The 23,598-nt window shown below is 45.5% G+C and carries 17 protein-coding genes; 8 read left to right on the top strand and 9 right to left on the bottom strand.

Annotated elements, in window-relative coordinates; genetic code table 11:
• Positions 1 to 142: 142 nt before the first annotated feature.
• Positions 143 to 1,510: a gluconokinase gene (locus DIU38_RS08400; protein ID WP_208809223.1), complete on the top strand. Its 1,368-nt coding sequence runs from the start codon at positions 143 to 145 to the stop codon at positions 1,508 to 1,510.
• 88 nt (positions 1,511 to 1,598) lie between these two features.
• On the opposite strand, the gene DIU38_RS08395 is transcribed toward DIU38_RS08400, so the two are convergent.
• Complete coding sequence (locus tag DIU38_RS08395; protein ID WP_112653739.1) at positions 1,599 to 2,969, bottom strand: alpha-L-fucosidase; 1,371 nt, start codon at positions 2,967 to 2,969, stop codon at positions 1,599 to 1,601.
• 362 nt (positions 2,970 to 3,331) lie between these two features.
• Here DIU38_RS08395 and DIU38_RS08390 point away from each other — a divergent pair, with 362 nt between their 5' ends.
• Genes DIU38_RS08390 through DIU38_RS08360 form a run of 7 tightly spaced genes read left to right on the top strand, consistent with a single transcriptional unit; the run spans position 3,332 to position 10,295 of the window.
• Entirely contained in the window at positions 3,332 to 3,694 is a 363-nt protein-coding gene (locus DIU38_RS08390; protein WP_112653740.1) for a transmembrane 220 family protein, read from the top strand.
• Between the two features lie 36 nt (positions 3,695 to 3,730).
• Positions 3,731 to 4,603 (top strand): EboA domain-containing protein, encoded by an 873-nt coding sequence (locus DIU38_RS08385; protein WP_208057553.1) that lies wholly within the window; start codon positions 3,731 to 3,733, stop codon positions 4,601 to 4,603.
• 9 nt (positions 4,604 to 4,612) lie between these two features.
• Entirely contained in the window at positions 4,613 to 5,599 is a 987-nt protein-coding gene (locus DIU38_RS08380) for a TatD family hydrolase (protein ID WP_112653741.1), read from the top strand.
• Between the two features lie 8 nt (positions 5,600 to 5,607).
• Complete coding sequence (eboC, locus tag DIU38_RS08375) at positions 5,608 to 6,492, top strand: UbiA-like protein EboC (RefSeq protein ID WP_243771206.1); 885 nt, start codon at positions 5,608 to 5,610, stop codon at positions 6,490 to 6,492.
• Between the two features lie 30 nt (positions 6,493 to 6,522).
• Positions 6,523 to 7,695, top strand: a complete 1,173-nt coding sequence (locus DIU38_RS08370) for a 3-dehydroquinate synthase (protein ID WP_112653743.1) — start codon at positions 6,523 to 6,525, stop codon at positions 7,693 to 7,695.
• 21 nt (positions 7,696 to 7,716) lie between these two features.
• The gene (eboE, locus tag DIU38_RS08365; protein ID WP_112653744.1) at positions 7,717 to 8,928 is read left to right on the top strand and encodes a metabolite traffic protein EboE; all 1,212 of its coding nucleotides are present in this window, start codon (positions 7,717 to 7,719) and stop codon (positions 8,926 to 8,928) included.
• A 14-nt stretch (positions 8,929 to 8,942) separates the two neighbouring features.
• On the top strand, positions 8,943 to 10,295 hold the full coding sequence (locus DIU38_RS08360; RefSeq protein WP_112653745.1) for an alkaline phosphatase family protein: 1,353 nt from the start codon (positions 8,943 to 8,945) through the stop codon (positions 10,293 to 10,295).
• 101 nt (positions 10,296 to 10,396) lie between these two features.
• Here the strand turns inward: DIU38_RS08360 and DIU38_RS08355 are convergent, their stop codons facing one another.
• The 8 genes from DIU38_RS08355 to DIU38_RS08320 form a co-directional block, all read right to left on the bottom strand.
• Entirely contained in the window at positions 10,397 to 11,485 is a 1,089-nt protein-coding gene (locus tag DIU38_RS08355) for an MBL fold metallo-hydrolase (RefSeq protein ID WP_112653746.1), read from the bottom strand.
• Between the two features lie 300 nt (positions 11,486 to 11,785).
• Positions 11,786 to 12,019, bottom strand: coding sequence for a hypothetical protein (locus DIU38_RS08350; RefSeq protein ID WP_112653747.1), 234 nt, complete (start codon positions 12,017 to 12,019; stop codon positions 11,786 to 11,788).
• A gap of 115 nt (positions 12,020 to 12,134) precedes the next feature.
• Complete coding sequence (locus DIU38_RS08345) at positions 12,135 to 12,509, bottom strand: DoxX family membrane protein (RefSeq protein WP_112653748.1); 375 nt, start codon at positions 12,507 to 12,509, stop codon at positions 12,135 to 12,137.
• A gap of 45 nt (positions 12,510 to 12,554) precedes the next feature.
• Positions 12,555 to 13,946 (bottom strand): MATE family efflux transporter, encoded by a 1,392-nt coding sequence (locus DIU38_RS08340; protein ID WP_112653749.1) that lies wholly within the window; start codon positions 13,944 to 13,946, stop codon positions 12,555 to 12,557.
• A gap of 176 nt (positions 13,947 to 14,122) precedes the next feature.
• The gene (gene ppsA, locus DIU38_RS08335) at positions 14,123 to 16,759 is read right to left on the bottom strand and encodes a phosphoenolpyruvate synthase (RefSeq protein ID WP_112653750.1); all 2,637 of its coding nucleotides are present in this window, start codon (positions 16,757 to 16,759) and stop codon (positions 14,123 to 14,125) included.
• Positions 16,760 to 16,765: 6 nt separating this feature from the next.
• Positions 16,766 to 17,221: a MarR family winged helix-turn-helix transcriptional regulator gene (locus tag DIU38_RS08330; RefSeq protein WP_112653751.1), complete on the bottom strand. Its 456-nt coding sequence runs from the start codon at positions 17,219 to 17,221 to the stop codon at positions 16,766 to 16,768.
• Between the two features lie 411 nt (positions 17,222 to 17,632).
• Positions 17,633 to 19,888 carry a CRTAC1 family protein gene (locus DIU38_RS08325; RefSeq protein WP_112653752.1) on the bottom strand — a complete coding sequence of 752 codons (2,256 nt, stop codon included), beginning with the start codon at positions 19,886 to 19,888 and terminating at the stop codon, positions 17,633 to 17,635.
• Positions 19,889 to 19,978: 90 nt separating this feature from the next.
• A complete protein-coding gene (locus DIU38_RS08320) occupies positions 19,979 to 23,551 on the bottom strand; it encodes a VCBS repeat-containing protein (RefSeq protein ID WP_112653753.1) in 3,573 nt (1,190 codons plus the stop codon).
• Positions 23,552 to 23,598: the final 47 nt, after the last annotated feature.

Raw genomic sequence — 23,598 nt, 5'->3', positions numbered from 1 at the left:
TCATAGAAATGGGCACAGACGCAGTAAAGGTCTTCGCCTTTGATCTTTCCGGTAACTTAATCAGTTCGTCGAAGGGCATTATCCCACCTTTCATGAACAACCCGACCATAGCGAACAGGACCCTGAGCAAATGTTTATTACCATGCTCTATATTTTAAAAAACCTGCTCATTGAAAAGATCTACCCAAAAAAATATACTGTAACCTGTATTTGCTTTGGCTCGTCAATGCATAGTTTGCTGGCAGTAGATAAGGAAGGAATACCATTGGGCAATGCTATCACCTGGGCAGATAACCGGGGCAAAAAAGAAGCTGCCGACCTTAAACAAAGCAGCCTGGGCGAGGAGATTTACCGAGCCACCGGAACACCCATTCACCCGATGTCGTCACTAATAAAAATTTCATGGATGAAAAATCACGACCCTGAAAAGTTCAGGCTGGCGAAGAAATTTATGCCTATAAAAACCTATATCATTCAGCAACTGACCGGCGCATGCGTGATAGACTATAGCATAGCCTCTGCAACCGGGCTAATGAACATCCACAATTTAACCTGGGATGAAGCCGCACTGGAATTTGCAGGGATCACACCAGAGGAGCTTCCGGATCTGCATTCTGTTTTTTATTCAGGAGTTACGCTAAAAAAAGAATACCAGAGGGTTTTGAAACTGTCACCAACGGTTAAAATCCTGATCGGATCAAGCGACGGATGCCTGGCCACCCTGGGTGCCGGCGTCTGGGAAAACAGTATGGCAACGATTACCATTGAAGATAGCGGCGCGTTCCGGATCATTGGCGATAAAATAATAGAGGACCCCAAACAACAGATTTTCAATTACCTGCTTACCGAAAAACATATCATCACCGGCGGCCCTACAAGTAATGGCGGTGTGATATTCAATTGGTTTGCTAAACAATTCGGTGATTTTACCGAAGCTTTTGATATCGATCAATCAATGGAAATGTTGATAGAGGAAGCCGCCGGTGTTGAAGTGGGGTCTGGTGGGTTGATCTTCCTTCCCTTCCTGCATGGAGAACGGGCCCCTATCTGGAACCCAAATTCCAGGGGATGCTATTTTGGCGTTAATATCAGGCACGAGCGTAAACATTTTATACGGGCTACCATAGAGGGCATTTTATATGAGATGTACAGTATTGGCCGTACCCTTGAACCACATCGGCATATTGAAACTCTATCTATCAACGGCAGCTTTGCATCTATACCGTTTTGCGCTCAAATCATCGCAGATCTGTTCAACAAGCCGGTCAGCACAATTAGCCATGCAGACAGCATCGGCATGGGTGCTTTCCTGCTAAGCGCTACCGAGATGGGCATTTATCCCTCTTTAGAAGAAGCCTCCAAAACGGTAACCATGCATCAGACCTATCTGCCAAACGCCGAAAATCATCAGGTCTACGCACAATATTTTAAAGTATTCGAAAGCCTGATAACAAAAGTCGCTGATGAATTTGACGCTATTTCTGATTTGCAACAACGGTATAGTCAATAAATTAACAAGGTGGCCGGGGCTGGGCTGGGATTGACACAGTTTATTTTACAGCCCCGGTTTTAGCTCAACTTTAGGATATTTGAAACAGTTAGCTACCTTTTGTTTTTAACTCCAAAGTGGTTACCACTGAATCGAGTTTTACTGTGGCTAAGTCAAGACTGATACCCGTTGAATCCTGATGAAATTTAACTTTTTTACCATGCAGTACCCTGCAACGTGTAATAGTTTGTTTAACAGGTGGTAATTTGATGACAGTATCTCCCGCCGGCATTTTCAGCACGTGGATATATATTTTATCACCTCTACTTGTGGCCCCGTAGAAATCATCAACAGGTTGAAAAGGTCCCGGACGCGTTTGATATATGCTCTCGCCATTTTTTGCCAACCACTGCCCCACTTCTCTCAGGCGATCCACATGAGCAGGGGGAATAACACCGTCCGGATCCGGCCCAACATTTAATAACATATTTCCACCGCGGTCAACGGTATTAACAAGCATGTTTATAATCTTTTTCAGCGGCATCAATCGCTGAGCCTTATTGTATCCCCAACTGGTTTCATTAAGGTTCAAGCATTTTTCCCATGGGAAGGGAATAATAGGCCCTTTAACATCCGCGCCACCTTCGTCGGTCTGGAAATCTCCCACCATCCCTGATCTTGGATTAATGACCACATCCGGGTTGTAGCTACGTACCATAGCATTAAGTTTTAATGGTTCCCAAAACCAGGCAGCGTCGGCATCGGTACCTTTATGCGCCAGCCAACCGCCATCGTACCACAAAATATCTATTTTGCCGTAATTCTTCATTAGCTCCTCCACCTGCCCATATGTTTGTTTTTTGAGCAAGGCAGCGTTGTCAGGAAGCCCCTTAGGATCGAAATAACCAGGAAAACGCCAATCCAAAGGAGAATAATAAATGCCTACATAAAGGCCTGCTTTACGGCACGCATCAGTATACTCTTTTACAAAATCACGGTGAGCGGCAGTTTCCCAACTATCAAAATGCCGGTAACTTGAGGGGCTGTTCCAAAGGGCAAAGCCATCATGATGGCGGCTAACCATTACCATATATTTCATACCTGCCTCCTTGGCTACCTTAGCCCATTCTGTGGCGCTAAAATGTTTTGGGTTAAACTGATCGGCTAACCTGGCATATTCCTCTGCCGGTATCTTTTGATTGAACATGGTCCATTCACCCGTGGCCGGAATTGCATATAAGCCCCAATGTATGAACATCCCAAATTTCTGATCCTCCCACCATTGCATCTTTTCGGGCGGAAGATTAGAACCCGGGCCCGATACACCCTGCCCTGCACCCTTTAATGCGGGGTACACCTTACCTTTTTCCATTGATTTTCTTTCTGCGTCGCTCATTTGCTGGCTCTTTACCATAAAAGAATGGCTCAATAGTGTTAGCAGCAAACAAGCTGCCTTGATCGTGGTCTTTCGGTTAAACATAATTAGGGTTTTCAAACAGTAACAATTCAGGCAAATAGCGATGGTTTAAACCTTTTGTATTATAATAAACCCAACGTTTTTCAGGGCGATTTAATAATTAAGGTATACGCCACGCTAAATTAATTAAAGCCAGCGATGCAGAATTACCTAAACCAGACTTTATTTTATACAAAAACGACCTCCGGCCGGTGCACCCCGGCTCTGCAAAACTCATCAACTCTTATATGTGAGCATTTTCGCCCGGCTGCAAATCCAAAAACATTGCCCATCTTCAAGTTGTCAAGCGTAAGAAAATTTATATTGATATATGAGCCTTAGATTACATTACATTTATTAATTTGCTTGGCTCCGATCTGTTCAATATGATTGCTATTATAAATATCATTTTCTGTCTCTCTTTCCTGGTTTTCGCCTACCTTAACCTGAACGATGTCGATCCGTGGCTTTGGGTACCAATCTACCTTAGTGCGGCGGTATGTTGCGGGCTGGTAGTTTTTCACCTGGTTTATCCGAGGTTGTATCTATGCCTGATCGCGATATACCTTGTTCACGCAGGCACCATTTATTTTTCTAAAGATGGTGTACGCGACTGGATAACGAAATATAACAGGCCAAGTTTGGTAGAAACGATGCAGGCAGACAAGCCTTATATAGAAAAAACGAGAGAGTTCTTTGGCCTGCTGATCATTGCCGGCGCATTGCTCATCAATTATATCGCGGCCTGAGCAACATGGATCGGTCAACCCTGATGATTTGAAGATATGTTCACTTATGATATAGAAAAATTTAAGCCTCTGCTTACAGACCTCATTGCAAGACATGTAAGCCCGGATGCCAAAGACTGGCTGCTGGCCCAGGGGAATCACGCCGCATCTGCCGCAGCATTTAACGCTGCCTTCGCTGCTTTGCCGCGTAAGACGGGAAAAGCGCCGGTCAATGCCGGTCCTGAAAATGAAGCCGATTTATCGGCTATCCGTAAAGATTTTTCGATCGCAGGATGGTCGGTTGACAGGCTTGCCAGGGTATGGCTGTTGTTAACGCTTGATACCACCGATAAGGAGCGTTATCAACGCAATATCGAAAACCTATTTTTGGCTGCTGAAATGAACGAATTGGTGGCTTTATATTCGGCTTTGCCTCTGCTTGCTTACGCCCCGATATGGGTACAACGCTGTACGGAAGGTAACCGCAGTAATCTGGGCGTTGTGCTCGAAGCGATCATGTATCGCAACCCTTACCCTGCGGAAAACCTGCCCGAGCCGGCCTGGAACCAAATGGTGCTAAAGGCACTTTTCACCGAAAAAAAGCTGGAACTGATCACGGGATTGGACCAGCGTGCCAATGCCGGCCTTGCACATACATTGATCGATTACGCGCGAGAGCGCTGGTCAGCCGGCCGGAGTACAGATCCTATGCTATGGCGATTAGTAAGTCACTTTATGGATGAAGCGATACTGCAAGACATCAGAGAAGGATTACCGGGTTTAAGCGAACTTGAAAGGGAAGCGGTGGCATTAGCTATTGCCGAAAGGAGTTTTCAGCCAGCAAAAGAATTGTTGAAAGTTGATCCTTTAAAGATGGCGGCGGGCAGAAAAACGAGTTGGAACGAATTTATTAACGATACAAAAAATTAATTTTGGGATATGTGTTGCAGCAATTTTGAAAACAGAGAGCAAATACCTGGCGAAAAACCAGAGTCATTTGACATAACCGCCGTAAAAGGTATGCGGTTTTTTGACCCGCATGTACATATGACATCCCGTACAACAGATGACTACCAGGCTATGGCTGATGCGGGCGTAGTTGGGCTGATAGAACCGGCTTTCTGGCTGGGACAGCCCCGGACGGGCATTGACAGCTTTCGTGATTATTACAGCAGCCTGGTTGGCTGGGAAAGGTTTCGCTCATCGCAGTTTGGCATTAAACATTATTGCACAATAGGGCTTAACTCCCGCGAGGCAAACAATGAAAGCCTTGCAGAACAGGTGATGGAAATACTTCCGCTGTTTGCTTATAAAGAGGGAGTTGTGGGTATCGGTGAAATAGGTTTCGACGATCAAACCGCGGCTGAAGAAAAATATTACCGCTTGCAACTGGAACTGGCCAGGGAAGCCGGCCTGCCGGTACAGGTCCACACGCCGCACCGCGACAAGAAAAACGGCACACGCCGTAGTATGGACATCGCGATAGAACATGGCATCGATCCTTATAAGGTCATCATTGATCATAACAACGAGGAGACCGTTAAAGAGGTCCTTGACCGGGGTTTTTGGGCCGCATTCACGATTTACCCCTTCACCAAAATGGGGAATGAGCGCATGGTTGAAATCGCCAGGCAATATGGCCCAGAGCGGATCATGGTCAATTCGGCTGCTGATTGGGGCATCAGTGATCCCCTGGCTGTGCCGAAAACCGCCGCACTAATGAAAATACGCGGTATCAGTGACAAAGATATCCAATTGATCACCTACGGTAACGCAATTACCGCTTTTGCCCAAAGCGGACAGCTCGATGAAACTGATTTCGCTACGGTCAGGAACGTTGATCAAAGCGTAAAATTTGAAGGTAACAGTATATTGCGCGGCGGCCAGCAACCGAGAATCGATAAATCATCCATCATCATTAGCTAATCGTGATCTTGAGGAAACTGTACATTTATCTTCAGCTCATGCGGCCCGCCAATATTGTTACTTCGGTCGCAGATATTCTGGCAGGGATCGCTATTGCCAGTGCCCCAGGTACTTTAACGGAAAGAGCCTGGCCAACGGCCCTCCTCCTTTGCCTTTCCACAGCTTGTCTCTACGGCGGCGGTATTGTTTTTAACGATATTTTCGATGTGGAGACTGATAAGACTGAACGGCCTGAAAGGGCTATCCCCTCAGGCAGGGTTAGTTTACCGGAAGCTTCAGTGCTCGGCATGTTGTTGTTAAGCGCAGGCATTTTATTGGCATTTCTCTTTTCGGCGGCATCTGGTATACTCGCGGCAGCTATCGCGCTCTGCGCGCTGCTCTACGACAAGTTTGGCAAGCATCATCCCTTTTTCGGGCCGCTTAATATGGGGATGTGCCGGGGATTAAACCTGTTGCTCGGAGTCAGCATCATACCGGATGTGCTCAACCATTGGTCAATGTTAGCATTGGTGCCTGTGGTTTACATATTCTCAATCACCCTGACCAGTCGTGGCGAAGTTCATGGGGGCAAAAGGAACAACTTGTATGTAGCGGCATTTTTGTACGCCGCGGTCATCGCCTTTATCAGCTACTTTTCGTACGTTAATAACCGGCTGCTATGGTCACTGCTTTTCATCTTACCCTTTACCTGGATGATATTCAAACCGTTGCTCATAGCTATAAGAGAGCCAATCGGCAAAAATATTGGTAATGCCGTAAAGGCCGGGGTGATCTCCCTGATATTGATGGACGCTTCCTGGTCTGCCACATTCAGCTCACTTACATTCGCCCTGATGATCGCCTGCCTCTTACCGCTCTCGATGTGGCTGTCAAAAACCTTTGCAGTCACCTAATTAATTTCAATAACAATAGATCTTCCTCCGATGGAACATTTGCAACAGAACTTCAGCGTAAAATATAGTTATAACGTCTTTTTTACGTCGGCTTTATTCGCAAAGGACAATACCCTTCTAAACGGTTTTCTGACAACCGCTGCTACTTCAGGCGCGTTAAGGAGGATTCTTTTTGTGGTGGATCAGGGGGTTGCTGACGCCCATGGGGATTTATGCTCTGATATTAATTCCTATTTTCAGGCGCATACTGCTGTTCAGCTGGTGCCCGAGATCTTGCTGATACCCGGCGGCGAGTACGTAAAAAATGATGAACGCTATTTTGATATGATCCTCGAAGCGGTAAATAATTACGGTATAGACCGGCATTCATACATCGCCGTAATCGGTGGCGGAGCCGTATTGGATATGGCAGGTTACGCCGCTGCTGTGGCCCACCGGGGAGTAAAGCTTATCCGCATACCAACAACTGTGCTGTCTCAGAACGATTCAGGGATCGGGGTGAAGAACAGCATCAATTATTTCGGGAAAAAGAATTTCCTGGGCACATTCGCACCACCTGCCGCTGTTTTTAATGATGACCAGTTTTTGACCACACTGACCGACCGTGACTGGCGTTCCGGGATATCCGAAGCTATCAAGGTTGCCCTGATCAAAGACCCTGTTTTTTTCAACTGGATAGAACAGAACGCACCCGCCCTCGTGAGCCGCGACGCGACAGCAATGAATTACCTGATTTGGCGCTGCGCGCAGCTGCACATGCAGCACATTGCCGGCGCCGACCCCTTTGAAAGCGGCTCATCACGCCCTTTGGATTTCGGGCATTGGAGCGCGCACAAACTGGAATATCTTAGCGGTTTCGACGTTCGACATGGTGAAGCAGTAGCCATGGGGATAGCCCTGGATACGGTTTATTCCTGCCTTTGCGGCCGTTTAACCGTTGCGGACAGTGAGCGCGTGGTAAGCCTGATCCAAAACTTAGGCTTTGAAATCAGCCATGGGCTCTTAAAGATCAGCGGAGATGACAGCCCATTATTGCAGGGCTTGGAGGAGTTTCGCGAGCATTTGGGCGGAGAGCTCACCATTACGTTACTCAATGCTATTGGCGAAGGTGCCGAGGTGCATGAAATTGATACCGAGCTTTTGAAACAAGCGAGTATTGAACTATACAACCGGCAACTCGAACTTCAGCAAACGCAAATTTAAACAATACAAACATCTGCCCTCATGAAAATAAATGCAGCGCACCTGACCTATTGTACCAATATCCATCCCGCGGAGAACTGGCCGGAAACTTTCGGAGCCCTGAAAAACCATTTCCCGGCAATCAGGGCGGCCCTTGCGGGGAAGGAACGAATGGGTATTGGCCTGCGTCTTTCCAATATGGCCAGTCTCGGTTTGCTGGCAGAGGAAGATAACTTAGCGGAGTTCAAACAATGGCTGTTTGATCATGATGCTTATGTATTCACGATGAACGGTTTCCCCTATGGCGGTTTCCATAACACCGTAGTCAAGGACGAAGTACATGCGCCTGATTGGACAACAGTTGAGCGCGTGGATTATACCTTACGCCTGTTTCATATATTAGCCGAATTACTTCCTGAAGGTTTGCAGGGAGGGATTTCAACCTCACCCTTAAGCTATAAACCATGGCATGCGGCCGGTGAGGCCAGGAACAACACAAGGGCGATCGCCACGGAGAATATTTTAACGGTGGCAGCTGCACTTTTTAAAATACACCGCTCGGCCGGGGTCCTGATGCACCTGGATATCGAACCCGAGCCGGATGGCTTCCTGGAATCAGGTCGGGAGTTTATAGATTGGTTTGAAAACGACCTGTTGCCGCGGGGTATTTTAGTGCTGGGAGAACAGTTTGGCCTGTCTCCGGCTGATGCAGAAGCAGCTGTAAAACAACACATTAACCTATGTTATGACGTTTGCCATTTTGCTATCGGCTATGAGGAACATGAGAGCGTTATTGATGAACTGGCCGCGAAAGGTATCCAGGTAGGCAAGATACAAATCAGTGCTGCCTTAAAGGCCCATCTTCCGGTGGATCTGGCAATGAGGGACGAGGTGACCGACGCGCTTGCCAGATTCAACGAGCCAACCTATCTGCACCAGGTGATCGCGAAAACCGCAAAGGGAGAATTGATCCGCTATCCCGATTTACCGGAAGCCCTGGCAGATAGCCGGAACCCGGTAGTCAATGAATGGCGTGCGCACTTTCATGTGCCTGTTTTTGTTGAGGATATGGGTGTGGTGCAATCAACACAAAACGATATTATCAGGGTGCTCAACAAGTTCAGGAACACTGCTTTCACACAACACCTGGAAGTGGAAACATATACCTGGAGTGTATTACCGGATGAGCTGAAGGCCCCCTTAACGCAATCGATCATCCGGGAATTAGATTGGGTTAAAGCGCAGATATCATAAGAAAGAAGACAATTATGAATAAAACGGTAGTTATCGATGTAGTAGGTTTATCCACGTCTCTGATCGGCGAGCATACGCCATTTCTTAAATCTTATATCAAAGACAGACATCTGACGCATATAACGCCTGTATTGCCTGCTGTTACCACCGCCATGCAGTCCGCCTACGTCACCGGCAAATTTCCTGTTGACAATGGCATTGTAGGTAATGGGTGGTATGACCGCGCGGATTGTGAAGTAAAATTCTGGAAGCAGTCAAACAAACTCGTTGAAGGACGGAAAATATGGGAAAAGGCCAAAAGCGAAGATCCATCTTTCACGAGCTCGATAATGTTTTGGTGGTACAATATGTACTCCTCGGCGGATTACTCCGTGACGCCCAGGCCAAACTACCTTGCCGACGGACGAAAAATACCGGATTGTTACTCGGAGCCTGCCGACCTGCGTGACCACCTTCAGGCGAAGTTGGGGCAGTTTCCGCTTTTTCAGTTTTGGGGGCCCGGCGCCAATATCAAATCAAGCCGTTGGATAGCTGACGCTGCAATGGAAACAGATACGCTGCATGACCCGACGCTAACACTGATATACCTGCCTCATCTGGACTATTGCCTGCAAAAATTCGGTCCGGATTTACCAATTATTGCCAAAGAACTGAATGATATTGATAAAATTATCGAAGATCTGGTTTCGTTTTACAGGAAAAAAGATGCCGAGATCATTATCCTTTCCGAATATGGTATCTCCCCGGTGGACCGCCCGGTTCATTTAAACCGGGTATTGAGGCAAAACGGCTTGTTAGGCATCAGGATTGAGCGTGGACTGGAGATACTTGACCCTGGCGCTTCAAAAGCCTTTGCGGTAGCTGATCACCAACTGGCACATGTCTACATCAACGATGCGAGCGTAACGGCAAAAGTCAAAGCGTTGCTTGAAGCCGTACCTGGTGTTGAAAGGGTGCTGACCCGGGAAGAGCAGGTCGCGTATCACATCGACCATCCCCGGGCCGGAGACCTCGTCCTTATTGCTGATGAGAGAAGTTGGTTCACTTATTATTTTTGGCTGGATGATGCGCTTGCCCCGGATTACGCGCGCGTAGTTGACATCCACAAAAAACCGGGTTATGATCCTGTTGAGATGTTTATGAGTTCAAAGCTCCGCGCCGGCTACAAGTTGCTGCGCAAAAAGGCTGGTTTCAGGTATGTGATGGATGTTATTCCACTGGATGCCGCCCTGATTAAAGGCTCTCACGGCCGGGTGGATGTACCGTCAGAATATCAGCCTGTGATCATTACCGATAACCCATTGGAAAAACAGGACCTGATAGCGACCGACATTCATGATATCATCTGGAGGCACCTGAAAAATTGATTAGCTAAGCTGGCCTTGTATACTGATTGCCGGTTGTTCAAATGGTCATCCTGCCATCGGATATGATCCTTCTTATTAACTATTCAATATTACAAAAGCAGTTATTCAAAATTCCACCATGCAGACTGTTTGAGGGGATTGCCTAAAGTGTAAGGCTCGCCAATACGCGGAACGTTTAGTTCGACACCCAACTCCTTTGCTGCAGGCACAAGCCTCTTTATCGGTTCGTTCCAGGGCTGGTTAGCTTCAATAAACTTAGCCCAGTGAATAGGCTGTAACAAACGGGCATGCAGGTCAGCAGCAGCCTGTGCGGGTTGCCCTAACCACAGGTGCGTCCATGGCCAATTGGGGCTATACTGCCCGCATTCCAAAAACGCCAGATCAAATGGCCCGAATTGCTGGCCTATTTGTTTAAAATGCGGACCGTACCCGCTATCGCCACTGTAAAACAGCCTATAATTGCCAATCTGAAAAACGTAAGAGGCCCATAATGTTTTATTCTCATTCTTATACGTACGATTGCTGCGATGTTGGGCCGGGGTGGCGGTAATCCGAATACCACCGGACAACGTAATCGATTGGTTCCAATTAAGTTCGATGATCTTTTTAGGGTCAAACCCCCAGTATACCAGATCAGAGCCTACTCCCATCGGCACAACAGCCATTTTAATACGATCTTTTAGTTTTTTCAAAGTACGATAATCCAGATGATCGTAGTGATCATGAGAAATGATCAGCGCATCTATTTGAGGCATATCATCGGCATGATAATGCTTTGTACCCGGGAATGCGGTAATCAATCCGGGCACCGGTCCGGCATGATTGCTAAAAACCGGATCAATGAGCATATTAAACTGCCCGCTTTTTATAAGTAAAGATGAATGTCCAAACCAAACGATCGTAGGTGCAGGAGCAGCTAATGAATTCAGATCGGTTTTAATCCACGGAAGTGCATGAGAAGGCCTGATGGTTTCAGGACGTCTGCTCAAAAAAAGAAATTTACGTTTGACCGTAGAATCGGAAAGTTCAGCCAAATTTATAAAAGCTCCATTTTTATAATTTGGTAAAGAATCCAACCGGGTAAGTTCTTCGCCATCAGGATTTTTACCCAAAGATTTAACTACGCCGCAACCGCCGACCGTCAATAATAACAGTGCAGCCAACACAATTCCCAAACACGCTCTTTTCATGCACTAAATGATGAATGTAACGCTTAAAAACAACATTTATTTTATAAATGCGTAATCTGTCTTCGTGGCTGCCATATTCCCGCAATTTGAGATGACCGTTCTGAATTTATTTCAAAACATAGCAAAAGACGAATTTTAAAGCAGGTGAGTTTCCGACGCAAGCCGGCCAGTGTCCGAGAACGATGTTGTTGGCTATCGACGGCGAGGCGAAATTATCGTGGGAACAAGGGCAGACCCAGAAACGACTCTAATAACACTTTACTCCACCTCAATTCAACGTAACCTGATCCCCAGGACGTGCTATTCTTCCCGGTTTTTAATTACAAGGTTATCTACGCTGAGATTACCAACATGGAGGTTTCTGACCACAGCTTTTTTAACCATGATTCGGCTAATCATCAATGCACCTATAGCAATAGCACCAATAGCCATAGATCCCAATGCCAACACAGCGATTGCTGATGCCCCTGTTGCAGAAGCTCCGGTTACCCCGACACAGTTTGTTTTGCCCGTTTCTTTTTCAAAAAGTTTCATGTGATTTTTAATAAAGTCTATCAAATACGTAACACGACTTGCCTATAATCATTTGTAATTTCCAATTCACCGAACGGTTATTATTTAGTTGCGGAATAGCCAGACTTGCCATCCGCTACCGGATCATGTGAAAATATTTCTCCCTGTTTTCAAATAGCACCCAGATGAGCACCGCCCAAAGCACAAGCACCATCGGTATTCCCGAAGATAAAGAAATAACAGTTAACAATATGCCAACCATAACGGGAAAAATGATTACCGCGCCTAAAGCCCTGAAACGGGGAATAATCACCAGGATCCCCCCGATAATTTCGGCAATGCCGATAAGTGGCATCAGCCATTTAATCTGCATAATTGCGCCAAACATGGCCATGGCATTTGGCGGCATGTCTTTAGGTACAGGCATGTAATTTAAAAACTTGTTCAGGCCTGCATTGATAAACATCAGCCCGAATAACAGGCATGCAATAAATAAGATTTTCTTTTTCATTACTTTATGTAATTTAATTGTTTTTTAGCAATTCAATGAATGGCCTTACACCTTCACCTTTTTCCAGTTCCCTTTTTTGAAGTAATACCAGGAAACCAGAGCTAAAAGCGCCTCGGCCGCAGGTACCGCTGCTATGGCGCCTGCCGAATGCAACCCTAAGCCTTTGGCAAGTAAGTAAGCTAAAGGGACCTGAAAAAGCCAGAAGCACCCAAAATTGATCCATGTAGGCGTTTTGGTGTCGCCGGCCCCATTTAAGGCCTGGCTCATGACCATGGCTATAGCATAAAAAATAAATCCAGAACCGATAATCCGGAGTGCCGTAGTGCCAAAGTTCAAAATAACCGGTTCGGTTGTAAAAATGCTGATGATGGGACGGGCGAAGAACAGGAACAGCAGCATAACAAAACTCATCAATACGGCATTATATCGCGCTGTAAGCAATACACTTTGAGCGGCCCTGTCAACATGACCTGCACCTAAGTTTTGCCCCACCAGGGTTGCTGCAGCATTACTTACCCCCCAGCATGGTAAAATAAAAAAAACAAAATTCCGGAAAGCGATCTGGTAACCGGCTGAAGCTGCTGTACCGCCGGTTTCAGCAACCAACCGCGTCAAGATGATCCAACTGCCGCTTGCAATGATAAATTGAAAGGTTGCCGGCCAGGCTACAGCGATGATGGTTTTTACCACAGCCGGATCCCAATTAAAGTGAGCACTGCGAAACTTCAGAATGCCGCTGCCTTTAAACAGGTGATATACCTGGAAGGTCACCCCGCAACTCCTTCCAATTACGGTGGCCATGGCAGCGCCCTTCAACCCAAAAAAGTGGATGAAAACCGGGCAGAGAATAATGTTGATAATGCTTGCGATCCAAAGGCTTTTCATCGCCATGGCGGCGTCACCAGCGCCGCGAAAAATTCCGTTAATCAGAAACAACAGGATAATAATAAGGCTACTGCCCAGCATGATGCGGGTAAAAATAACTCCATCCCGAACCACTTCTTCGCTTGCACCCATTAACTTCAAGATCTCAGGTGCATATAAGACACCGGCCAGGCTTACCAATATAGTTGTGATCAGGCAAATTACCAGCGCCTGGGCTCCTGCATGTGCCGCGGCTTCCAGTTTCTTTTCACCAATCCTTCGCGCTACGATTGCCGTGGCCGCGGTGCTTAAGCCAATAGCGATGGAATAGACAATGGTGATCACCGACTCAGTTAAACCTACCGTGGCTATAGCGTTTTGCCCAAGTTTACCTACAAAGAACATATCTACCACCGCAAAAACGCTTTCCAGGCTTAATTCCAGGATCATTGGGATAGCCAGTAAAAAGATGGCTTTCGGGATACTGCCTTGAGTATAATCCTGCTGCTCGCCATTAAGAGAAAGCTTAATGGCGTTCCAGAGCTTTGACCTTGTGATTTGTATTGTACTCATTGTTATTTGCTTGTTTAAAAATCCTGTACGGTTGCCGGTTCACTTTGTTATTTTTCGGCACATGATCCTAATTGATCATAAACTTAATCAACGATACAAAGATGGGATACACGCCGGTGTTTCGCAGTGTGCAAAAGCGACAATCCCGGGGGTAATTCGCGACAAGATTATTTCCGCTAAACGCCCGCTTCGCTCATAATCTCCACATACCCTGCGGTTCCATGCACACGGATGCGTTGACCGTCTTTAATCAGTTTGGTTGCGTTTTCCACCCCAACAACCGCCGGCAAACCGTACTCACGGGCTATTACCGCGCCATGTGTCATTAGTCCGCCAACTTCTGTAACCAGTCCTTTGATGGCTAAGAATAAAGGTGTCCAGCTTGGGTCGGTAAAGGTTGTAACCAGGATATCGCCATCTTCCAGATCAGCACTCTCCACGTTTAGCACCACGCGTGCGCGGCCTTCAACTATGCCTGAAGAAACAGCGAGACCGGCCAGGGCCCCTACCGGGATATTTTCATGCCTGTAATGACCGGTTATCACCTCACCTTCAGACGTAATAACTCGTGGCGGCGTCAGTTTTTCATAAAATTGATAATCCGCTTTTCGCTGGTCAATAAGCTGGTAATCTACTTTTCCGGTACGCGCCGCCTCTTGCAGCTCTTCAAAATAAAGATAATAGCTATCTTTTTCGTCATGAAGCACACCGGCTTTTACAAGGCGTTCGGCTTCCTGAAGCAAAGCCTGCTTATAAATAAAGTATCTGCTCACGATATCGTATTTCGGATATTCGCGATAGCCGATAAAATTCCGCAACAGGTCAATCATTTGCTTCGTTTCCAGGGCTTTTTCTTCACCATCAGGCAATTGTTTCAGACGCAATATCGAGTCTTGTTCTTTTTCTAAGGCTGCCTGCTTCCCCTGCTCAAATCTTCGGGTGCTCTCGCCCGGTTCAAGGTTTTTGATATTACTCAGGATCATCGGAACCAGCGCACCTGGATTTTCCCTCCATCGTGTACGGGTAATATCGATCTCGCCGGCGCAACGCATACCATATTTGTTAAGATAAGCAATGAGAGCGTCGTGTACCTGCCATCCCCCCTCCAACTGATATAACCCATTCAATAAGTTATCCTGTTTTGCCTCCTGTAAATAGGCAACGACCTCCGGATAAGGCCGGATCACATCCGCAAGGTCCAAAAGTTCAAGGCCCATTTCTGAAGTAATGTTATTTGGTACAGAAAGCGATAAAATATCTGCTGCGTTGATTTCACCAAGCCACTCTTTCATCTTGTCATTGATCCAGGCCGAAGCATGGATAGCCGCCATGATCACGTTCAGATTTTTCTTTTCTAAAGACAACTGCCTCCGCTGCTCCATATCATTGAGGATATAATCAAATACATCCGGTCCTGTTTTTATCCGGATGTTATCTTTCAATGCTGATACCGACCTTTCGCTGCTGCTGATGAGATCGGCCACAATCCCGGCATCAGCTTCCGCTTCCGCAAGTATATCCGCCGCTGACATCCCGTGATGACCTTTAACCTGTCCGGGAATATTGGCTTCAGGGTCCTTTTTTATAAAGTTTCGATCGATTACAGTCATCAGGGCATCTTTTATCAACGGGTCTGAATGCCCTAACACATTCAACAGATTTTCCCTGCCAGCCGGCGAAGCGAGGCCCTTCGAGATATCTACAAATAACCTTCCGCCAGCCATTTTGAATATCGCACGGTTTCCGGTTAACATCCAAACAGATATGCCGAGTGGTTTAAATGCATCAGTCATCATTTGTTGATGTCCTACAGATACATAAACCCGGTTCTCCTGGCTGTCTGACCCGGGCACAGGATATAATGTGGTGATCGGCCGGCTTTGCACGATATAGAATTTATCGTCACTTAAACACCATTCAATATCCTGAGGATCGCCGAAATGTGCCTCGATCATCCTGCCCGTTTGTTCGAGTTGTAAAATTTGCTCGTCAGTTAGTGCTTGCTTATGTTGTTGCTCCAGCCCTATCTCTTTTTGCTCAGTACCGCCATTTATAATGATCTCAATAGCGATCCTTTTCTCCGAAATCTTCTTTTCAATAATTCTTGAAGCACGGACCTGGTAATTATCGGCGTTAACCAAACCAGCAACCAGTGCTTCCCCCAAGCCAAAGCTCGCATCTATCGAGCTCACTTTCCTGTTACCATTAACAGGATGGGCCGTAAACAGTACACCCGCTACCTTTGCAGCTACCATTTGCTGTACAATAACAGCCAGGTAAACCTTGCGGTGATCAAAGCCATTCTGAAGCCGGTAGATGATGGCACGTTCCGTAAAAAGAGATGCCCAACATTTGCTGATGTGTTTTAAAATGGCGGCTTCGCCGATAACGTTCAGGTAGGTATCCTGTTGTCCGGCGAACGACGCGGTGGCTAAGTCCTCCGCTGTCGCACTTGAACGAACGGCGTAAGCATAATCACCACCATATTGGTCCATACGCGCAACGATCTGGCTTTTCAATTCCTGAGAAAGAGCTATCGATTCTATCAGCGTTCTGATCTTTTTGCTTATTTCATGGATCTCGTTCCTTTGGTTTCCGGTTAGCAATGCTAATTGCTCCAGCAGTGAATTAAACTCCTGATCGTTTCCGACAGTTTCTTTAAACGCTTCAGTGGTTATACAAAAACCGTCAGGCACATTAAGCGCCTTAATCTTATATAATTCTGCCAGATTTGCGCCCTTGCCCCCAATTAACCTATTAAACGTTTTATCGGCCTTTTTTAAATCAACAATATATAAACTTCTGTTTTTCATTATACTTTACTTGTCTTTAAACTGGTTGACCGTTTCACTCATAATTGCAATCGATCCTTCCAAAAATTTTTCGATGATTTTTAAATCTTCTTCAGCGAAAGAACCGATCAATTGCTCCGAATGGCTGCGATAATCCTTGTAAAGCGGAGCCATGAGCTGCATTATCTTTTCAGTATCCGGCACTACCAATACTTTTCGCCTGTCCGTTTTCGAAAATTCTCTTTTGACCAGGTCTTTTTTCTCAAACCGGTCAATCAAACCTGTAACAGCGCCGCTGGTAAGCCCGGTTACTTCCATAAGCTCGCCGGCTGTCATGGCCCCTTTCACCAGGAAAAAGCCCAGGTATTTCTGATCGGTACCTGATAGTCCGGCTTTTCGAGCGATATTTTCATGCATTTGAATGGATGTATAAGCATACAACTGGCTTAGTTTTCTTATCCGGGTAATAGCTTCGCTTTTCACAATATCTTTGTAACTTTGATTATCTTAGTTACAAAGATAATTTTATTTTATTAATTGAAAGAAGTAATTTAAAAATCGGTGAATATAATTACGTTGTTTCCGCCTCCCGACCTTGACTAATATGTCACTGGTATACTGATCATTGAAAGCAAAACCCCCAGTGCTGATTTTATCTTGCCGCTTTATGCCAATGGCTGCCTTACACTGGTGTTTCAAACGGCATTAGGAAAGCGTTCTCGATCTGATACCGGATATCTTAACCTCTATGGACAAACAATCCAACCAGAAACGCTCATGATCAGGTAGCCTTTTACCTTGATTGCCTTTTTTATGCGCCCACAGATCATCCAAAGCTTATTTGGTGTAGATGCCTGTGAATTAACTGACAGCTATCTCGATTTAAGCGAGATCTCACATTTTCATCGCCATATTATTGATACTAAGTTTTTTTAATTGAACCAGGGCCACTTTCCCTTTTCCTTCCGTAATGTGGTAGAACTGGTTTACTTTCAAATTACGAAACCGTTGAACGCTATGGCTGCCAGCCCATGTTATTTCAAGCTCTTCGATAAGCCCGGCATGCCCTACACCTATTTCCGCCTGTATAGGTGATGAACCAAAACTGCCACCCGAGTTTAAGTCGCGGTAAACACTTCTTTTAACACCATTGTCAACAAATGTTATTTTTAACCGACTGCCAATGGCAGCTTTATTACTTTTTATCCCTTCTGCCTTTATACTTATCCAGTTGTTATCATTTTGACCAGGGTTTACATACAAGGCGCTGGTATAGGCATCGCCGGCGTAAGCCCCGCCCATTTCAATGAATATATCCTGTAAGCCACGGTTCCTGAAATCTGCAAACGCTACACCGTGACCTTTTTGCAGGTTTCCCGTTCCGGAGACGCCTGTAACGTCCTCAAACCGCTGTCCGTCTACGTTCCTGAACATTTTATTGGGTATAAGAGAGCCAAAATCGGGGTTGCCTGTGCCAAAATACAGGTCGGGAAAGCCGTCATTATCAATATCACCAAAGTTTGCACCCATGCTGAACACTACTTTATCAAGACCCGTTTGTTTGGTAACATCAGTGAAAGTGCCGTTATGGTTATTTTTATACAGGTAAATGTTTCCTGCATTGGGTATGGGCTTTCCGAGCGCTTCGGCAGCCGAATAATACCCCAGCGGGGCCTCGAATTTGTAATCTGCAATCAGGATATCCTGCCAGCTATCATTATTATAATCAAAAAACCAGGTAGTAAAAGTGCTGTTGGTATTTGCCAATATCCAGGATTGCTTGGTAACGTCTTCAAAGTCGGGGATATTCCCGCTGTTACCTTTATTTTTTAAAAGGTACTTACGCCCGTCCATTGTCGAAATAAAAACATCTGGCCATCCGTCATGGTTAAAATCTGCCGATGTAACCCCTTTTACGTATGACATTACATCGCAATGCGCTTTATGGCCAACCTCAGTAAAGGTACCGTTCCGGTTATTTATATAAATCATGCTCCGATGGATATTGACGCTGTCGCCGTTGTTAAAACCCTCCGCTCCTACAAATACATCGAGCCATCCATCGTTATTAAAATCAGCCCAAACCGCCGCCTGTGTAGGGTGATAAAAAAGTAGCCCGGCGGGTATCGTCACATCCGTGAATGTGCCATCGCCATTGTTGCGCAGCAGGGAGGCCGGCTGGTTACCAAAACCGTTCTTTTTCCAGGCACCCCTCAGTACAAAAATGTCCATCTTCCCGTCGTTGTTGTAATCAGTTTGCTGAATATTCAGCCCCCCGGTAAACTTCCGCAACCCGCTTGTTTCAGACTTGTCAATAAATGTTCCGTCCTGATTATTTTGAAAATAATGCATGTGATCATCAAGTTCCGTTCCTGAAGTTACTATGTCAAGGTAACCGTCGTTATTGAAATCATCTGCTATAACGCCACCCGCCCTGCTTTTCAGTTTAATACCAACATCGGCAGCCATATCGATAAACGGCTTTATTTTTGTCGCGGATGTTTTATCGAGATCTGGAATTAAAAACGGCTTGGGCACACTATCGGGGTAGTGCCCCAGTGTCATGTAAGCGATATTGAGCATCCAGCGGGATTCCAGGTCAGCCGGATGCTTCTTCAAAATACTTTCATAAACCGCAATAGCATGTCGCGAACCGGTTTGATTTACATGAATCGCGTTGTCCCTTATTGGGTAGGTACATGACATCCGGTTGTGGTTCAACATACAATTAGTCCGCTCGCCTAACCTCATATAGGCCAGTGCCATATCCGGTTCAAATAAATCACGTTTTGAGCTATCGGTCCCCCTCACCATCTTTTCGTAGATGGCAACAGCCTGTGTTTCGTCACCGGTTTCCAATAAAAGCTTAGCCTTGGTATTTAAAAGATAAAAATCATTTTCCCTGCCCGGCAGTTTAAGTAAGCTATCGCACTGCGCCACTTTCGCTTCAGGACAAAACGGATTGCGGCTGTTGTAATCCTTTTGGTTCAGACCGGCAATGATCTGGATCATTTTACCCTCGGATGATTCGCGGCATGACGTAATAAATGACATGGCAAGTATCAATAGCAAAAATTTTGCATAAATATTTAACGACGTTTTTCCGCGGGCCAAACTCAAAGCAAAATTGACAATTACATTCTTCGGCATTTCGTTCAGTAAAATTAGCTACACATTATTTTTTCTTAAGACCCGGATCAATATTGAAGGTGTTATATTTTGAATACCACAAACGGATTATTAAAGCTTAATTTCCCTACACCGGCCATCGTTAGATACAATCTTAACTTTCTGCACGTCCGGGCTTATTTTCAGAAACCTTGCCGATTGTGATAAAAAAGACGAGCCATAATAAAACTCTCGCCGGGTAACCGAACCATCTTTTGCAGATACTTCCGCATAGGCATCCTGCGGCCCGATCTTTATGGTTTTTCCCGGTGCGTTGAGCTTTAACAACTTCAAATTGCCGTTATGCTCGCTGGCCGCGAGGTAGTAACGGCTATCTTTCCCCTTAAGTTTTACCAGGGCTTTCCCATCGCCGAGAAAGCAGATCCCGCTTTGCAAAATCGTTAATGGCTTAAATCTCCCTTTACCATCGCCTTTTAAAAGCAATCCGTTTAAGGCATCGTACCGGCCTACCGAAACATTTGTGCCGTAATCATTCCCGTTTATGGCTACGTCTAAATTGCCATCACCGTCAAAATCATCCACCACCATTCCGTTAATGGCAGAAACCTGCGCATAGTTTGGCAGAGGGTACATTTTGAATTTTCCGTTTCCTAAATTTTCAAGATAGCATGAAGTAAGCGTATTGGCTTTTAATCGCAAAGCATTTTTCAGTTGTTCCGGCGATAACAAATCCTCCAACGTTGCGTGGCCAAAGGATCTGTAATTCACAAACTTTTTCCGGAGACTGACCATTTGCTTAACAGCATCGTCACGAACAAAAGATGGAAATTCACGTTTCACCCCGTCAGTGTCGGGGAGGAATAGGGATGGAAAGGCATCAGTGGTTTTACGTTTATCAAAATCGCCTGCCGTGATATATACGGGCTCTTTATCGCTGGCTTTGAAAAAACTATTCTTTCCCAGGTTGCCAACAATATAGTCTATCCTACCGCAATGCCTGAAATCGCCGGCCGCGATGGAATTCCACCAGCCGATCTTATCAGCAATACCAGACGCTGCTGTGGAATTAACGAATTTGCCCCCAACGTTTTTGATAAACGCAATGGGCATCCATTCACCCGCTATAACAAGATCCGGCCAACCGTCATTATCATAATCTGTAACCAGGGCATCACAGGTTAGCCCCAGATTTTTTAAGCAAGGGGCAACTGATGCCGTTACATCTGTAAATTGCAGCTTCCCGGGTTTACTGTCGTTTCGTAAAATAAAACTGGATACCGGGTTGGGATAATGCCAGGGATCAACCCGACCGGTTACCAGCAAGTCGAGCTTGCCATCCTTATTATAATCGAACGCTCTGACACATAGCTTACTTGTAAAATTGCCGGGCAAGGCACCTTTTTGTTCGCTGAAACGCCCGCGGCCATCGTTGAGGTAGATGCGATCTGCATAATTTTTTGAACCCGGCGTGCTTTCATATCCCCCGCTGGCCATATACAGATCTGGCTTCCCATCGCCATCTGCATCAAAGAACAATAAACTTTCATCCTTATAATTTGCGCTATCCGGTTTTCCATCAATTAAATTTCGTTGATTAAATTTACCGTTAGCCTGCTGCAGGAAAACCTGGGCGGGAAATTTCCTGTTACCGCCAATAGCGATATCATCAAGCCCGTTGCCATCAATATCTTCGGCTGCAAGCGCCGGAGCGTACGCTGAAAATTTATGGGGCAATAATTTCTGAATGGTAAAATCCGGAAAATCATCCTCCTTGTGCCTGTAACTAATACCTGCCGTGCCTGTAACTTCAGTAAACAGCGCCCCCCTGTTTTTTTGGGGTATAACCCAACTATAAGGCTGACGCGCATCATTGATATTTACTTTCAGCGTTTGATTAGCGCTTACATTTTTTAATACCTGCTTATAATTATTCGGCCATCTCACTACAACAGAATCGAGCTTATTGACTTTGCCGAGGCCAAAGTGCGCGACGTTTTGGATAGACGATAAATATCCACGATAAGGATTGTTCTCGTATACCTGGTGTTGCTTGCCTGCATAATAGATATCTACCCAGGCACCAATACCATCCCTGTTAAAGTTGTTGCCATTCAATTTTACCTGCAAGTAATTTGATGGTTTGGAGGTAAGTGCGCGGCTATTGTTTTTATAGATAAGAGCCTCGTCATTGATGTTATTGATCACCATATCCATTGCCCCGTCATTGTTCAGATCTGCATAAGCAGCGCCGTTTGAAAAGGTCGGTAAATCCAATCCCCATTGGCTGGAAACATCACCAAAGTTTAGGTCGCCATTATTTTGAAAAGCATAATTGTGGATCTTGACTGTAGGAATCTGGTCAATAACAGTTTTTTTTGAAGCCGTAGCATAAGGATTGTTTCTGAAAACTATAAAATCGTGATCAGTAACATCCTTCGGAAATCCATTGGTTACAATGATATCGCGGTAACCATCATTGTTGAAATCTGTTATCAAAGGCGTCCAGCTCCAGTCGGTCTCTGTAACTCCGCTCAAGAACCCGATTTCACCGAATACGGGGTTCTTGATAGAATCATTCTGCCCCAATCCCGGCCCCTCGTTTATCTGCAAGGTGTTACGTGCATATTGATATTGGTATGCATAATGATTAAATAACTCGTACGACTGGTAGCTTTCCGGCATCGACATCATTTTTTTCCGGTAATTATCCGGTGGTGACATGTCCAGTTCAAATACATCGGCCAAACCATCGTTATTTAAATCTTCGATGTCCTGCCCCATCGAGTTCATCGAAGTGTGCTTAAAGTATTCTTTAGATCTGTTGGTGAATGTACCATCACCATTATTGATGTAGAGAATATTGGGCGATATAAAATCGTTGGTAACATAAATGTCCTTCCACCCGTCTTTGTTTATATCCACAATAGTTGCCGCGTGCCCATAGCCTTCAATGGATATACCGGCTTTTTTGGATACATCGCTAAACACCGGGTGTTTAAGTTGGGCATCCCATTTGCTTTCATATAACCTCCCTGTACTCTTACCGCTGCCGTCCGCGATTATCGGGCGAAACTGGTTTGCGTAATAGCCGTCCCCTGGCCTGTTAACGGTAAGATACATATCCAGTTTGCCATCGTTATTGTAGTCAAAAAAGGTTGCCATTGTAGAATATGCGTGTATATTTAGGCCATATTCTTTACCTTCTTCCTTAAAGTGCGGTATCCCCTCTTTATCTGCCCCCTGGTTTATGTAAAGCAAATTTTGCCTTTTAACGCTATCCTGCAGCAGCGAATTGCATACATAAATATCCTGAAGGCCATCATTATTAATATCGATAACAGCAACCCCTCTGCCCCATTTTCCTAAACCATTAACTCCGGCTTTATCTGTAATATCATCAAACTTAAAGTCGCCGCGATTTAGGTACAGCTTGTTTGATACCATGTTACCCGAAAAGTAAATATCCTGTAAGCCATCGTTATTGAAATCGCCTATGCCAACTCCACCGCCGTTATAAACATTGGCATTATCAATCGGGTTGATTGAATCGTTCTCGGTAATTAAATTATTGAAAGTAACGCCCGAATGTGAAGACGGTATCAATTCGAACAGTGCTGTTTTCTTTTTAGCGCATGAAAAAAGAACAACACCAACGAGCAATAAAGCCGGGTAAAATTTCTTCATTTATAAATTGGTTTATATGGAAAAGATAGGCTGCTATGCGCAACCTA

Source organism: Mucilaginibacter metallidurans, assembly GCF_003286435.2.
In the GTDB taxonomy this organism is placed as follows: Bacteria; Bacteroidota; Bacteroidia; order Sphingobacteriales; family Sphingobacteriaceae; genus Mucilaginibacter; species Mucilaginibacter gossypii.
The sequence above is the reverse complement of the archived record's forward strand: the minus strand, read 5'-3'. Positions and strand labels throughout refer to the sequence as shown.

Bases quoted from the DNA above. Each gene is read 5' to 3' on its own strand.
- DIU38_RS08400 (WP_208809223.1), top strand. From the start codon at position 143: ATGCTCTATATTTTAAAAAACCTGCTCATTGAAAAGATCTACCCAAAA.
- eboE (WP_112653744.1), top strand. From the start codon at position 7,717: ATGAAAATAAATGCAGCGCACCTGACCTATTGTACCAATATCCATCCC.
- DIU38_RS08345 (WP_112653748.1), bottom strand. From the start codon at position 12,509: ATGAAAAAGAAAATCTTATTTATTGCATGCCTGTTATTCGGGCTGATG.
- DIU38_RS08360 (WP_112653745.1), top strand. From the start codon at position 8,943: ATGAATAAAACGGTAGTTATCGATGTAGTAGGTTTATCCACGTCTCTG.
- DIU38_RS08370 (WP_112653743.1), top strand. From the start codon at position 6,523: ATGGAACATTTGCAACAGAACTTCAGCGTAAAATATAGTTATAACGTC.
- DIU38_RS08385 (WP_208057553.1), top strand. From the start codon at position 3,731: ATGTTCACTTATGATATAGAAAAATTTAAGCCTCTGCTTACAGACCTC.
- DIU38_RS08395 (WP_112653739.1), bottom strand. From the start codon at position 2,969: ATGTTTAACCGAAAGACCACGATCAAGGCAGCTTGTTTGCTGCTAACA.
- DIU38_RS08350 (WP_112653747.1), bottom strand. From the start codon at position 12,019: ATGAAACTTTTTGAAAAAGAAACGGGCAAAACAAACTGTGTCGGGGTA.
- DIU38_RS08325 (WP_112653752.1), bottom strand. From the start codon at position 19,888: ATGCCGAAGAATGTAATTGTCAATTTTGCTTTGAGTTTGGCCCGCGGA.
- DIU38_RS08320 (WP_112653753.1), bottom strand. From the start codon at position 23,551: ATGAAGAAATTTTACCCGGCTTTATTGCTCGTTGGTGTTGTTCTTTTT.
- ppsA (WP_112653750.1), bottom strand. From the start codon at position 16,759: ATGAAAAACAGAAGTTTATATATTGTTGATTTAAAAAAGGCCGATAAA.
- DIU38_RS08340 (WP_112653749.1), bottom strand. From the start codon at position 13,946: ATGAGTACAATACAAATCACAAGGTCAAAGCTCTGGAACGCCATTAAG.
- DIU38_RS08390 (WP_112653740.1), top strand. From the start codon at position 3,332: ATGATTGCTATTATAAATATCATTTTCTGTCTCTCTTTCCTGGTTTTC.
- DIU38_RS08355 (WP_112653746.1), bottom strand. From the start codon at position 11,485: ATGAAAAGAGCGTGTTTGGGAATTGTGTTGGCTGCACTGTTATTATTG.
- DIU38_RS08380 (WP_112653741.1), top strand. From the start codon at position 4,613: ATGTGTTGCAGCAATTTTGAAAACAGAGAGCAAATACCTGGCGAAAAA.